General features: G+C 57.7%; 13 protein-coding genes and 2 pseudogenes. 10 read left to right on the top strand and 5 right to left on the bottom strand.

Features of this window, described 5'->3' with window-relative positions; genetic code table 11:
• The first annotated feature begins 200 nt into the window (after window positions 1-200).
• Window positions 201-593: a hypothetical protein gene (locus tag IQ254_RS24775; protein ID WP_193968829.1), complete on the top strand. Its 393-nt coding sequence runs from the start codon at window positions 201-203 to the stop codon at window positions 591-593.
• 100 nt (window positions 594-693) lie between these two features.
• Here IQ254_RS24775 and IQ254_RS24770 read toward each other — a convergent pair whose 3' ends face one another.
• Window positions 694-2547, bottom strand: a complete 1854-nt coding sequence (locus IQ254_RS24770) for a tetratricopeptide repeat protein (RefSeq protein ID WP_193968828.1) — start codon at window positions 2545-2547, stop codon at window positions 694-696.
• 153 nt (window positions 2548-2700) lie between these two features.
• Here IQ254_RS24770 and tilS point away from each other — a divergent pair, with 153 nt between their 5' ends.
• The gene (tilS, locus tag IQ254_RS24765) at window positions 2701-3717 is read left to right on the top strand and encodes a tRNA lysidine(34) synthetase TilS (protein WP_228041065.1); all 1017 of its coding nucleotides are present in this window, start codon (window positions 2701-2703) and stop codon (window positions 3715-3717) included.
• A 71-nt stretch (window positions 3718-3788) separates the two neighbouring features.
• On the top strand, window positions 3789-4781 hold the full coding sequence (locus IQ254_RS24760) for a hypothetical protein (RefSeq protein WP_193968827.1): 993 nt from the start codon (window positions 3789-3791) through the stop codon (window positions 4779-4781).
• Window positions 4782-4786: 5 nt separating this feature from the next.
• Here IQ254_RS24760 and IQ254_RS24755 read toward each other — a convergent pair whose 3' ends face one another.
• Complete coding sequence (locus tag IQ254_RS24755; RefSeq protein WP_193968826.1) at window positions 4787-5098, bottom strand: DUF6679 family protein; 312 nt, start codon at window positions 5096-5098, stop codon at window positions 4787-4789.
• Window positions 5099-5538: 440 nt separating this feature from the next.
• On the opposite strand from IQ254_RS24755, the gene IQ254_RS24750 reads away from it, so the two are divergent.
• Window positions 5539-6288: a creatininase family protein gene (locus IQ254_RS24750; protein ID WP_193968830.1), complete on the top strand. Its 750-nt coding sequence runs from the start codon at window positions 5539-5541 to the stop codon at window positions 6286-6288.
• A gap of 282 nt (window positions 6289-6570) precedes the next feature.
• Window positions 6571-6951 (top strand): hypothetical protein, encoded by a 381-nt coding sequence (locus tag IQ254_RS24745; protein ID WP_193968825.1) that lies wholly within the window; start codon window positions 6571-6573, stop codon window positions 6949-6951.
• 392 nt (window positions 6952-7343) lie between these two features.
• Here IQ254_RS24745 and IQ254_RS24740 read toward each other — a convergent pair whose 3' ends face one another.
• Window positions 7344-7919 (bottom strand): SRPBCC family protein, encoded by a 576-nt coding sequence (locus IQ254_RS24740; RefSeq protein ID WP_193968824.1) that lies wholly within the window; start codon window positions 7917-7919, stop codon window positions 7344-7346.
• A gap of 662 nt (window positions 7920-8581) precedes the next feature.
• Here IQ254_RS24740 and IQ254_RS24735 point away from each other — a divergent pair.
• From IQ254_RS24735 to IQ254_RS33910, 5 genes and pseudogenes are all read left to right on the top strand, one after another.
• Entirely contained in the window at window positions 8582-9928 is a 1347-nt protein-coding gene (locus IQ254_RS24735; protein ID WP_193968823.1) for an AAA family ATPase, read from the top strand.
• A 93-nt stretch (window positions 9929-10021) separates the two neighbouring features.
• Window positions 10022-11368 (top strand): tetratricopeptide repeat protein, encoded by a 1347-nt coding sequence (locus IQ254_RS24730; protein WP_193968822.1) that lies wholly within the window; start codon window positions 10022-10024, stop codon window positions 11366-11368.
• 53 nt (window positions 11369-11421) lie between these two features.
• Window positions 11422-11661: a hypothetical protein gene (locus tag IQ254_RS24725; RefSeq protein WP_193968821.1), complete on the top strand. Its 240-nt coding sequence runs from the start codon at window positions 11422-11424 to the stop codon at window positions 11659-11661.
• A gap of 14 nt (window positions 11662-11675) precedes the next feature.
• Window positions 11676-11938: pseudogene (locus IQ254_RS33915) on the top strand (type II toxin-antitoxin system RelE/ParE family toxin).
• Window positions 11939-11940: 2 nt separating this feature from the next.
• A pseudogene (locus IQ254_RS33910) lies at window positions 11941-12096 on the top strand (antitoxin); the annotation flags it as partial.
• Here IQ254_RS33910 and IQ254_RS24720 read toward each other — a convergent pair.
• Both IQ254_RS24720 and IQ254_RS24715 read right to left on the bottom strand, forming a co-directional pair.
• Window positions 12086-12688 carry a hypothetical protein gene (locus tag IQ254_RS24720; protein WP_193968820.1) on the bottom strand — a complete coding sequence of 201 codons (603 nt, stop codon included), beginning with the start codon at window positions 12686-12688 and terminating at the stop codon, window positions 12086-12088. The pseudogene IQ254_RS33910 and the gene IQ254_RS24720 overlap by 11 nt on opposite strands.
• A gap of 196 nt (window positions 12689-12884) precedes the next feature.
• Window positions 12885-13587: GNAT family N-acetyltransferase (locus IQ254_RS24715; protein WP_313887561.1), on the bottom strand; the 703-nt coding region annotated here is incomplete at its 5' end.

Raw genomic sequence — 13587 nt, 5'->3', positions numbered from 1 at the left:
CTGAGCCTCTCGAAGTTCGCTCAACGTCCGATCTTCTTCCTCGGTTAGTATGATGCGTAGTGGGGCGGGCATTTTGGGGCACTCTAGCTACCCCGCTATCTTACATTTAATTTCAACCGCCTACTTATCTAGAACAGCTTGATCCCAATAGTTTAGACAGATGGGGCATTGTCGGCTTTGGGTATCTAGAACGGGACGCGGTGTTTTGCCGGCCGATCGCCCTGTGCAATCCCGCTGATACCGGACGGTCCGCCATTCACAATCTGCACTTTGCGTTTAAGCAGAAAGGCAAGACCAACGCGATCGCGACGTCGCTATCGACAGTACCCTCAGAGGCTTCTGCCTCCGGCGAAAGCTCGCTACCCGTTATCGACCACCTGCTGATTTCTATTCAGCGGCTGGCCGAAAGAGGTGCCTGTGGGCTGGATGAAGCTACTCGTCAAGACCTGGCCCAGTTCGCTCGACAGGTCGAAAAGGTTGGCATGAGTACGCTCGCGAACGCGGTTCAAAAGCTGCTGCGATCGTCTCCCGAACAGACAGCTGATCTGCTCAAGGTTCGATACCTTTGCCAGCTATACCAAGTCGAAACATAGGAACCCGATTGACTGACAAGAGTCGTAAACAGCATCCTCGAAAGCCCTCTCCCAAGGGACGGCTGCTCATACGCAAAGCTCTTTCAACCAACCCAAATCTCTACTCCAGCGACTCTCGGTACCGCGTTAGCAGCGGCGGCAAGAAGTCGTAGCCATCGACGCCGATGACGGCGAGGAATTGCTGGCGGTGGTCGGCGATGATCAGCTGAAAGTTTTCTGGCCCTAGCTGGCCGTAGAGAATGCTGAGCAGGGCGGCGGGCTGTCGCCATTCAGCAGAGTCGATCTGGTGGAGCAGGTACATGCCCAGGCAGCCGGTGAGGACGGCTTGTTCGAGGTTACCGTCGCCCTGGTGGGCGGCGGCCAGGTTGGCAAAGTTAGAGGCCATCAGATAGCGATCGCCGATCGCCTGGGCTACCTGTAGCCCCTGCTGGAGAGAATTGATCGCGGCGGTATATTGCCCTAGCTTGAGTTGGGCAATGCCGAGGCTGTTGGCGCAGAGGGCCTGACTGGGGCGATCGCCCACCTGTTCTGAGAGCGCCAGTCCCTGTTCGAGATAGCTGAGAACGGTTTCGTACTGTTCGGTCTCTAGCAGCTGCGACTGGCCCTGGGCCACCTGACTGTAGCCTAGGTTAGCCAGAGCATTGGCCTGACCAATCGTATCGCCGCTTTGGCGGGCCAAAATCAGCGCCCGCTGGCTGTGGCCCTCGGCCGCCTCAAAGTCTTGCTGAGCGACGCAGGTGCGGCTGAGGTGGTTGAGACTGGCGATTTCGCAGGGCACATCCTGGGCCTGGCGAGAGACCTCCAGCGCCTGCTCGTGAAAGCGTTTGGCCTGGCGGTAGTTGCCCAGGGCTCGCTGGGAGTAGCCCAACAGGGTGAGAATACGGGCTTTGACCGCTGTATTGGGCACTTGCTGAAGGGGTTGATCGAGGTAATCGAGCAGGGCCCGCAGGGGTTCTCCCGAGAGCGCCGTAAACAGACCGCCGTAGAGCGGGAAGTAGCTCTGGTTGGCAAATTGCCGTAATCCCTGGAGCGCCAGCTGAAATGACCCCAGCGCCAGCGCCCGCTGCCCCTGTTCGCCCAGGCGGTTAGAAATTTGGCCCCACACCACGGCAAAGGTGAGAAAGGTGGCGATGGAGAGGCGTTTACCGGCCTGGGGGTCGTAGGGTTGGCGATCGAACCAGCTCACCAGGGCAAGCTGCAGCCGCTGCAAGACCACCCCCCAGGCCACCCAGTCGGCCACGGCTAAGGGCAGGGTGACCCCAGCGGCGGTTACGGTTTGGTGCTGGGCCAGGTCACCAAACAGCCGTTTCAGGGCCGGGTGGCTCACCACTTTGCCCCAGTGCTGCCAGGGGCCAGGGCGATCGCCCGGTTGGCTAAACCCCAGCTGTTGCCCCTGGTTATAGATCCAGCCGACGACATCGCCTTCGAGCTGCTGCCAGGCGGCCAGCCCTTGCTCTAGCCCTTCGGCTAGGGTGGCCAGGGCGGGTTGAGCCTCCGTAGCCGGGGCCGCGTCAGGTGACACAGGGGCCTGCTTGAGTGCCTGGGCCAGCTGCCCCAGTTGTTCCCTAGAGAGGGGTTGGTCGCGGTTGGGGTCGAGGGCTGCGAGCAGCTGCAAGAGGCGCTCATCGGCAGCCGCATTGAGAATGTCGGCTTCTACCCCGGTGAGGGCAGCGCTGGCCTGGTTGTCGGCCTGCCAGCGCTGCCATTCCCCCTGGATGGTGCGCAGGGCGCGTTGCTTGCGCAGGGCCTTGGCCTGCTTAAATTCGTCGCTGCCGGAGGCAAGATCGGGTTCCAGGGCGGCCAGGGTAGTCTCTAAGGCTCGCTCAAACAGTTCACCGCTGCCGGGCTCGATGCCTGCTTGCAGCCTGCGGTAGACCTGCTGCTTTGACTGAATGTTGCCCTTAAGGGTAGCGGCAACGATGTCGTCTATCAGCGCTTGGTAGGGTTGAGCCATGGGTCGCTATACCGTGCAAAACTTGAGTAGATGGGGCCGTTGCCCAAGTGTGACATAGATTTTTCTCAGCTTCAGCGCCGAGGCAGGGGCTGTCGCGAGGATGCGCTTTCTATAGACCCTTGGGGGTGGGGTAGCCTGGGAAGAACCTGTTGAATGGCACACAGTATGGGCGGGTCTGCCTGGAGTACAACCCACGCCGGGGTACATCGGCTGCTAAAACGTCGCCCGCTACTGCCTCGGGGGGCGACTGTGTTGGTAGCGGTGTCGGGCGGGCAAGATTCGGTGTGCTTGCTGAAGCTGTTGGTAGATCTGCGCCCCAAGTGGGGCTGGCGGCTACGGGTGCTCCATTGCGACCACCGCTGGCGGGGCGATTCCGCTGCCAATGCTGCGTTTGTGCAGCAGCTGTGCAACCAGTGGGAAATCGCCTGTCGAATCGTGACCGCTGAGGCTGACTACGCCACCGAAGCCGCCGCCCGCCACTGGCGCTATCGGGTGTTTGAGGAATGGGCGATGCAGGAAAACTGTACCCATGTGGCAACGGGGCATACGGCAAGCGATCGCGCCGAAACACTGCTCTACAACCTGCTGCGGGGCAGTGGCCTCGACGGTCTGCAAGCCCTGGCCTGGCAGCGGCCTTTGTCTGTTGGCAGTGCGGTATCGCTGGTGCGCCCGCTGCTAGAACTCACCCGCCAGCAGACCAGCGACTTTTGCCGCCAGTTTGACCTGCCCATCTGGGCAGATGCCACCAATCAGGACATGGCCTACGCCCGCAACCGCATTCGCCTAGAGCTGTTGCCCTACGTGAGAGACCACTTCAACCCTGGCGCAGACGCGACGCTGGCCCACACGGCGGAGCTGCTGGTTGCCGAGGTCGCGTTGCTGGAGACCATGGCGGCAGAGTTGTACGAGCAGGTTGTTGTGCCCCCGACCGAGTCAGGGCCCTGGCAAATTGCCCGATCGCCCCTGGCTGCGGCCCCCCTGGCGCTCCAGCGACGGGTCTTGCGGCGGGTGCTGCACCGGGCGATCGCCGCTCAGGTCAGCTTTGACCACATCGAAAAACTGGTGGCCCTACTCCCCGCCCCCAACGGCAGCCAAAGCGATCCCTTCCCCGGCGGGGCGATCGCCCTAGTGACGGGAGACTGGCTATTGTTGGTAGGTCAGGAGCAATAGTTTGACCCTGCTGGCCAGGTCACAGGGTAACCGCCCTAGAATGGAAGGAGTGCAGACGAGTTTGCCCAACCATGCCTTTGCCTCCTGCTGTACGCTACCGCCTGGTGCGGATGAATGCGATCGCCCGTCGGCTCCGTCACCCGGCGGTGGCGGGGTCTTTAGCGACGCTGGGGCTATTGGCGATCGCGATACCCCAGTATCTGCGTCATCCCGAATGGCGGGGCCAGTACGAACCCGCCGTTGACAATGCCACGGGTGACCCCAGCCCCAATCTAGATGCCCTATCGAGCGAAGACCTAGCCGACCTGGCCGAAATCGACAATCTAGCGCTGTTGCTCAACCAGCTCCAGCCGGTGACCTCCACCGCGCTAGACGTGGACTCCGTCGATACCAGCCGTTTAGACTTGCCCGAGGCCACTGCCGAACAGGTGACCACCAGCCCCTTTGCCCAATACCTAGAACGCTATCGGCTGCGGCTTGGCCCTACGAGCGCCAGCAGCGTCGCTAATGCCGAAGCCTCGAGCACACCGGGGCAACCGCAAGATGCGGAGACAGCCCGCCCAGCGCTGCCGCTTAGCCCGCTGCAACAGGCCCTCAATCAACGACTCAGCGCATCGCCTGATGCCGAGCCCAACTCAGAGACCGTCGAACCGGCCACACCCTCATCCAATCAGGCTGCCGACCCCAGCGGCCTAACCCCCACACCCTGGATGGTAGAAGGGTCTGTACCAGGGGTAGACCAGCGCTTCATTCGCACCACGCCACAGATGTCGCCGCCGCCCGGCACCACGGGCTACAGGGTGCCACCAGGGCTAGCCCCGGCGATTGTCTCCCCGGCTATTCCCTCATCGGCCACGGTTGATTTCGATTTGAGCAATCCGGCAGTAGCTCCAGCGGCGGGGGCAGTGCGATCGCAGCCCACCAGCCCTACTAGCACCTTCAATACCACCGCGCCGCAAACTCAGCCTGGCCCAGCCCCTTTCTCAGCCCCTAGGCCCCCGGGCGTCTACACCGGCAATGGCTACATCAACACCTTTGCCGACCCCAGTGGGCCAGTCGATTAAGGCCATTAATCGGCGTTTGACTCGGGATAGGGATCGCTAATTTGCTCAGTCTCAGGGCAGTCGTCGGAGACAGTCAGCTCAACATTGCCCCGGGGCACCGAGGCTAGACGCTTGGTGACAGCACCGATGCTCTCCAGGCGCACCATCTCTTCCCACGAACACATTTCGTCGTCTTCTTCGGTTTCGTAGCGCAAGGTAACCAGGTCGCCTTCTATATCTAAAATCTTCGCCCGCTCAATCCAACGCTGTTGATCCCGTAGAAATATCCACACATCTTGACCATCACAACAGAGTTGATAGATCTTGCGGTGTAGCATAGTCGCGGCTCCTTCACAGGTAACATCAACGCTCGGGTCACTTGGCTGGCGTAGGGAAGCGCTCTTCCAGCCCATCGGGGTTTGCTCTAGATAGAGGCTCTGCGTGGCCCCGTGATTTTGCTGTCGCTCCAACTCAACTACGCGTTAGCCATCTGGGTAGATGACCATTACTTCTGATTCTAACTAATCTTAACTTTGTACCTTAACACTCCCAGCAACATCCATTTCTCTCATATCAATGAAGATGGCACAGCGATGTAACCAGGCATACCATCGGGCTGCCCCACCGGCCTTAGGGTGAGCGCTATAGTGTAGGCGTTGTTGAAGACTGGCTTCAAGTTAAGTCAGGTAAGCTGCCGTTTTCTCCTGCGGGAGACATCGCCCTCTAGCGTCAGGCCTGCTTCAGCAACGCCACCACTTACCCTTCTTTGCCCTACCCCATGCTGCTGCACCTCTGCACCTGGCCCGAAGTTGAGGCTTACCTGACCCAATCGACTGGCCTCATTCTGCCCATTGGCTCGACTGAGCAGCACGGGCCCACCGGCCTGATTGGCACCGACGCTATTTGTGCTGAAGTTGTCGCCAAGGGAGTCGGCGAAGCGGCCAATGCCCTAGTTGGCCCCACCATTAACGTCGGCATGGCCCTGCACCATACCGCCTTCCCCGGCTCTATGACCCTGCGGCCTAGCACCCTGATTGCAGTCATTCAGGATTACCTCACGCCGCTGGTGCGCTACGGCTTTACCCGCTTCTTCTTTATCAACGGTCACGGCGGCAACATAGCCACCCTCAAGGCCGCCTTTGCCGAAACCTACACCGCTCTAGCGACTGACCATATTCCCAATGCAGGGCAGGTACGCTGCAAAACGGCCAACTGGTTTATGGCCAAGTCGGTGTACACCCTGGCGAAAGAGCTCTACGGCGACCAGGAAGGCTCCCACGCGACCCCCAGCGAAGTGGCCCTGACCCAGTACGCTTACCCCGATTTCATTAAACAGGCACCCCTAGAGCCCCAGGTTGCACCGAGGGGGCATGCCATTTACAGCCCATCAGACTTTCGGCGGCACTACCCCGACGGGCGCATGGGGTCTAACCCGGCCCTGGCTACCCCCGAGCACGGGCACCAGCTCTACGAAGCAGCGGTGAAAGAGCTAACCAGCGACTATCTGGCGTTTTTGGCGGCAGATTAGGCGCAGTTGGGGCGGCAGCTAGCGAGCTTAATTTAATCTGATTGGAGCCGATCGTAAGATGGGTGAACGATAGCCTAACCCCTATGGGCGTTGGGTTTCGTGCCTCAACCCAACCTCAAGGGAGACCACTAACTCAGCTAGTCTCTGGCCGCTTCTCAGGTTTCTCAGGTAGCCCTTAAGGTGGCCTCAGAGGGCGGTCAGGAGGGGCTCAGTCGGCCCCCGCACTATAGGACTCAAGATGAATGACCGAAACAACCCCTTGATTCCTAAAGGAGCCCCACTATGAAACGCATTGCCCTTTCTCTGCTGACCGCCGCTGTTTCCGCTACCGCTTTCGCGCCCGTTGCCGTTGCCGCCCCTGACTTCAACCAGCTGCGTCGGGAAAACCTCGAAAAAAGTGCCGTCGATTTCGACCAGCTGCGCCAAGAAAACCTCGACAAAGTCGACTTTGGCAAGCTCCGCGAAGAGAACCTGGAGAAAGGTGCCGTCGATTTTGACCAGCTGCGCCAAGAAAACCTCGACAAAGGGGACCTCGGCAAACTCCGTGAAGAGAACCTCGACAAAGTAGACTTCGGCAAGCTGCGTCGCGAGAACCTCGACAAAGGCGTTGTCGAGACCGACCAGCTCCGCCACGATCACCTGGACACCGATCTGACGATTTAGGGTTTTTCCCTAGCTAGCGCCCTCAACTCCATCCCATAGAGTTGAGGGCGCTAGTACTCTGAGGCGGAAATAACCCAGCTGTTTACTCACGCGGACACCCTTATGAGACCTGGGGTTCCCGTTCTACTTTCTGCCTTCTTACTTCTGCCTTTTGGTACTTGTCTACACAAGCTTGGTGCGTGTCCAGCTCCTGTGCGATCAATCATCTTCTCCTGGGAGGGGTTAGGGGTGGGTTGGTCTGAGCCATTGCCCAGCTTATCCGTAGAACGCAGCAGCCTTGATGTCAGCATTTTGACCCACCCCGCCGTTCGGGCACTCCTCCCAGGAGGAGGAAGTGTGATCCCGAACTGAGGTTACCCTACGCAGATCATCGCTCTACCGAGGGGAAATCCCTAGCCTTCTGCCAGGTCTTTGAGGTTTTGCAGGCCGGTTTCATAATCGCTACCCAGCATCGAATCCATCAAAAAGCCGAAGTAGGTATTGATCGGCTGCTTCAGCGTCGGCACGCCCTCGCGCATGTCGGTGTCGAGCGACCAGACCACGCGGGTCTGGTCGGCTTCGGGTTGCAGCGTAAAGTGGGCATCGGCTTTGCCCATGTCGCCAAGCTCAAGGTGCGTTTGCAGAGATTTGGGCGCATCCATGGTCACGATGGTTTGGGTGCCTTTACCCACCTGGGGGTTTTCGCTGGCCCAGGTCATGGTTTGATCCACACCGCTGCCGCTGATGGTCATCTCGGCGTTGGGGTCGAGTTTGGCCCAGGGCGACCAGTCATCCCAAGCGTGGAAGTCGCTGATCAGGGCGTAGACCTGCTCGGGGGGCGCATCGACGAGGATGTCGCGCTCGACGTGGACGGTGCTGGGCAGCAGGTAGCCGCCTGCGACGACCAGCGCAATCAGGACAACCAGAAAGCCAACAAATTTTTTCAGCAGATTCATGGGGCGATCTCCCGGTGTGTGAATAGGGGGCATGGGGATAGCAATACGCCCAAAGTTTAGCCTGGGCAGATGGGAGCTAGGGTAAGTCGGGGTTGAGGGTTGGTTAAACCGTTATCCATATCAATCTCGTGTTGAGGGATGGGGATTTTTCCGGGCGGAGGACCAGGCTTTTGCCGGGGTTGGCTAGGTTTGAGGATGGCCTGGGGAGCAGTGCCCCGCAATGCCTTGGCATGCCTGCGCATCTACAAAACCACCGCCTGCATTGGCAATGCAGGGCGATGACATCGTAAAACCGTAGGTGGTTATCTTAATGCGGGGTAGTGACATAACCTCAATTCGGGATAACGCCGTCCCCTCCTCTGGAGGGGTGCCCGGAGGGCGGGGTGGGTCAAAACTGCTACAGAGAGTAATCGGCTCAATACGGTGAAGTTCTGCTGATAGCCTCGATTGACCCACCCCTACCCCTCCCAGCAGGGGACAGTAAGCTTGCTTTAGCAGGAAAATTTCTTATCCCGAACTCAGGTTGACATAGGATTGCAGTGTGTTAACACGCCATAACCACCCCGTGACATAACAATGCGGGTTGCGATTATGCCGAAACCACCCATTGACATGGCATAACCACGGCTGGATCTAACTAAACCAGCCGTGGCGATCGCATTACCATAGGCACTAACCCTTCTGCGGCCCCGGCCATGGTTTCCGACTTCGAGATTCTGCGCAGCATTTATAACGCCTTCGACCCCTTTGAGCCGCTGCCCGCAGGCGATCCGGTCTATGTGAATTGCAGCGCAGTGCGGGGCGAAGAAAACATCCTTATCGACGTGGGGCGGCAGATTACCTATTCAGACCGCATTACCCACCAGCTCTACACCGGCCATCGCGGTGCGGGCAAATCGACCGAGCTGCTGCGGCTGAAGGATTCGCTAGAGAAAGACGGCTACCACGTTGTCTACTTTGCCGCCGAAGAAGCCGACATCGACCCCGAAGACGCCCAATATACGGACATTCTGCTGGCCTGCACCCGCAACCTGCTGAAAGATTTGCAGGGCGACCAGAAGCCAATCCAAAACTGGCTTCAGTCGCGCAAGCGCGAGCTGGTGGATGCCATGCAGAGCGAAGTCGGCTTCGATAGCCTCAATGCTGAGGTACCCTTCAGCAAACTGACCACCACGCTCAAGGTCAGCCCCACCGCCCGCGCCCAAATTCGCAAAATTGTCGAGCCGCACACCCCCTCATTGATTGAGGCGCTGAATACGTTTATTACCGAGGCGATCGCCCAAACGCCCCAGCAAACCACCCACAAGCTGGTGCTGATTGTCGATAGTCTGGATCGCATTCCACCCATTTTGCGGGAAAACGAACCCAGCAACCACGAGCAAATCTTTGTAGACCGCAGTGAGCAGCTCAAGCTGCTGAACTGCCACGTGATCTACACGGTGCCAATTTCGCTGGTATATTCCGGCCGCGCTCCCGACCTGCGCGACATCTACGACGCCGAAATTCAGGTGTTGCCGATGGTGATGGTGCGCGACCAGGTGGGCAACGTCTGTGAGCCAGGGCTAGAGATTATGCGCGAACTGGTGCGCCAGCGGGTATTTCACGCAGCTGGGGTTAGCGCTGACAAGCAACTGGTGGGCGATATCTTTGACGCTGCCGAAACCCTCGATCAGCTCTGCCTGATGAGCGGTGGCCACATGCGCAACCTGATGCTGATGGCCCAGGAGGCGATTAAGCAGACCACGGCGTTGCCGATTGGCAAAAAGGCGGTGCGGTTGGCGATTACCAAGGCCCGCAATACCTACCGCAATGCGGTGTATGAACCCCAGTGGCCACTGCTGGCCAGGGTGTGGCAGACCAAAGAAATTCTCAACGACGAGGCCCACCGCGAGCTGCTGTTTAACCGCTGCATTTTGGAATATCGCTACATTGATGACGAGGGTGAGATTGTCTGCTGGCGCGATATTCACCCGCTACTGCGCGGCGTGAAGGAGTTTCAGGCGGCATTAGATAAGATAGAACCATCACCCCCAACCCCGTAGGATGGGCAAAGCGAAGCGTGCCCATCATCTAATTCCACCCCCTAATAGACCGATGGGCACGGGCGAGGCCCTTTGCCCATCCTACAAATTTTTATGGCGAAACCCGAGCTAACGGAATGGGATGACGACCTCGCCGCATCGCCGGAGGAGGAATACGACGCGCTGGTGCGGGCACTCCAGTGGACGAAGGGGTTTGGCCTGCTGTTTGTGCAGTGCTCGCCCGCCGATGGAGAGCGGCTGATCGCCCGCGTGCGCGACGACCTGACCGACAAAACCGTGGACGTGCTGCGCCTGGAAGACGAAATTGACGACCTGTACGAAACCGTCAAGGCGCTGCCCGACATCGACAATACCAACGTGCTATTTGTCACCGGGCTGGAAAAGTCGCTGGTGCCCTACATAAAACCCGGCTACGGCAGCGAGGGCGACTACTACGCCAAAGACACCGTGCCCAAGCTGCTCGGCAAGCTAAACCTGCAGCGCGAAAAGTTTCGCGAAACCTTTGGGCTGTGCTTTGTGTTTTTGGTGCCGCCCTACGCGATGAAATATCTGATTCGCCGTGCGGCAGACTTTTTCGACTGGCGATCAGGCGTATGGGAGTTTGTGGGGTCGGCAGAGGAAGTGCAGCAAGCCGCGCAACGCATTTTGCAAGAAGGCGACTATGACGAATACCTGAGCTGGACACCTAAACAGCGGCGAGAACGCATGCTCGAAATCGACGATCTGCTGGCTGACGATAACCACTCAGCAGGTGAGATTAGCCGCCTGCGCTTTGAGCAAGGGAACATCTGTGCTGCCGATCAGCAATTTGAATGGGCGATCGCCAGCTATGACGCCGCCCTGGCCATCAAACCCGACAAGCACCCAGCGCTCTACAACAAAGGGAATGCGCTGCGTAACCTGGGCCGCTATGAGGAGGCGATCGTCAGCTATGACGCCGCCCTGGCCATCAAACCCGACAAGCACCCAGCGCTCTACAACAAAGGGAATGCGCTGCGTAACCTGGGCCGCTATGAGGAGGCGATCGTCAGCTATGACGCCGCCCTGGCCATCAAACCCGACGATCACCAAGCGCTCTACAACAAAGGGATTGCGCTACGTAAGTTGGGTCGCCATGAGGAGGCGATCGCCAGCTATGACGCCGCCCTGGTCATCAAACCCGACAAGCACCCAGCGCTCTACAACAAAGGGATGGCGCTGGGTAACTTGGGCTGCTACGAAGAGGCCGTCGCCTGCTATGACGCCGCCCTGGCAATCAAACCCGACGATCACGACGCGCTCAACAACAAAGGGATTGCGCTCCAAAAGCTGGGTCGCAATGAAGAAGCAATCATAAGCTTGTTGAAGGCACTTGAATTAAGGCCAAAGCTAACATGGAGAGAAAGACTACAGCGTTTTATTTTTCGCATTGTCTCAATTATCAAGCCTGCTAATCAGTAACGAGATAACATACTTACCTTATTCATAAACTACACATTCAAAAGTCAGCTCCTATGACCCCAACTATCAGCCTGCAAATCACCCTAGACTCTCTCATTCAGGCGGTGACTTCCCTTGATATCGACGCTAAACGACATCTGCTCGACATCATCGAGCAGCAGATCTTTGAAGCTGAAGAAGCCAGCTACGAAGAAGACGCTGATACCAAAGCTGAGATTGATGCCGTTAAACTCGAATATCAGCAAGGTGAGTTTATGACCATTGATGACTTCATCCAAGCTCAGTCTACCTAAGCCGTGAGAGTTTTATGGCTTATCTCGTCCTCGTTTCTAAGTCAGTGCAGAAACAAATTAACCAACTGCCTGTCTCAATCAAGGCTAAAGTTCAAGAGAAGCTCATTGCGCTGAAATCGGAGCCGCGCCCTTCTGGAGTTGTCAAACTGAAGGGCTATGAACATCAATACAGACTGAGAATTGGGGACTATCGCATAGATATGAAATCTTGGATAAAGAGCTGAAGATAGAAATCTTGCAGTGTAAACACCGAAGAGAGGTCTACAAAAATAACTAGTCAGCGGTACCGAGGTTTATATCAAGAAAATAGGTAACGCTATAGTCCTGCTTAACAAAGACAATCCCTGGCAATCCCTTTTTGATAGCCTCGAACAATTTACAGATGACTTTATGGAGAGCCGCGAACAGCCTCCAATAATCGTGCCTACGCCCTAATCTTCTGCCAAATGGATTGCAGCAGGGCTGACCAATCTGCGGGCGCAATATCAAACGCATCGGCCTGGTTGAGGCAGTGGTAGGCCAGCTTATCAACCGCCAGCCGAGCCAATAGCTCCGGCGTTTGACCGCCCGGCCAGTAAAAATCAAAATCTTCCCAATAGATCAGGTCGTAATCATAAAAGCCGTGTTCATTCAAGAAATGGCTGGCCCTCAGCACCTGCAAGCGATGGGTAAACACCTTTTCGCCCGATCGCCGACTGAGCTGCCGCGCTTGCCTCTCCTCCTTGGCCCTGGGCGAGTCTGAGTTGGGTAGCGGGCCTAAAAAGTCGAGATAGATGTGGAGATCGTCGCTGGTCTTGCGGATGACAGACTTCGTAGAATTTAGGTCGGTTCGCTTGGGGGCATAGATCCAGCTGCGCACCGCCCTGGGGGTGTCTCGACCCTCGACCAGCGAGATAATGCCAAATTCGCCATGGACAACCTGCATCGACGTAAAAGGTTTTTTAATCGACTCGGCTTGATTGGAACGCCACCAGAGAAAGCGGCGAATAAAGCCCAGGGCGTCTTCTAAAATGCGATCGAATATCATCGAGACCTAGCTTCACTACGTTTTAATCAACAAGAGCATCTGACTGGCCCCCAGGCACAGAGCATTGCGGTTTACTCCATTGCAGGAGCCTGAGCCGTTATGCGTTGCCTACTCAAAGTGCCCAGCCAGCCAGGCACTATAAATAGCGCAGCACCAGAACTTGGTTAGAATCTAAGGCCGCTGGGCGCCGCGATCGCTATGGCGCTGGCCGCAACCAGTTGGGGTTGATCAAGCTGGTCAGCATATGGTCTTGCCACTGGCCATTAATAAAGAGGTAATCTTTGGCCCGACCTTCAATCTGAAAGCCCAACCGTTTCAGCACGTTGGCGCTGCGGTAGTTATGGGGCATGTAGTTAGCCATTAGACGATGCAGATTGAGTTCATCAAAGGCGTAGGCAATCAGTCGTTGCGCCGCCTCGGTCATGTAGCCCTGGCCCTGGTGCCGGGCCGACAGCCCATAGCCCAGGGTGGCCCCATGCAGGGCTCCCCGCACAATGGCGTTGAGGTTAATGGTGCCAATCACCTGGGTGGGGGCTGTCTGCAAATAGATCAGCAGCTTCACCGCCTGCCCCTCAAAAAACTCTTGGTGGCGCGCGGTCAAGACCTGCTGCCAAAAGTCGTGGGTATAGAAACCGTTGGGGCGCGGGGGCTCAAAGGGTTCGAGGTAGGCGCGATTGACTCGGTAGTAATGCAAAATCGCCGGGATGTCGTCGGTTGTGCCCAGGCGCAACACCAGGCGCTGGGTCTTGAGTTCGGGTCGTTGAGTTACCATCGCTGCCCATAGAAGTGGCCCACCCAGGTCTGAGTTAAGCAATAGAAAATCATCCTGCGGTGAGGAAGGCATTGCTATGGTGCCATAGGGGGATGGAGATGGGTGGATAAGGGAGATGGGGAAGGTG

Source organism: Nodosilinea sp. LEGE 07088, assembly GCF_015207395.1.
GTDB lineage: Bacteria > Cyanobacteriota > Cyanobacteriia > Phormidesmidales > Phormidesmidaceae > Nodosilinea.
Note: the sequence above shows the minus strand (reverse complement) of the source record. Positions and strands in the feature narration are given on the sequence as shown.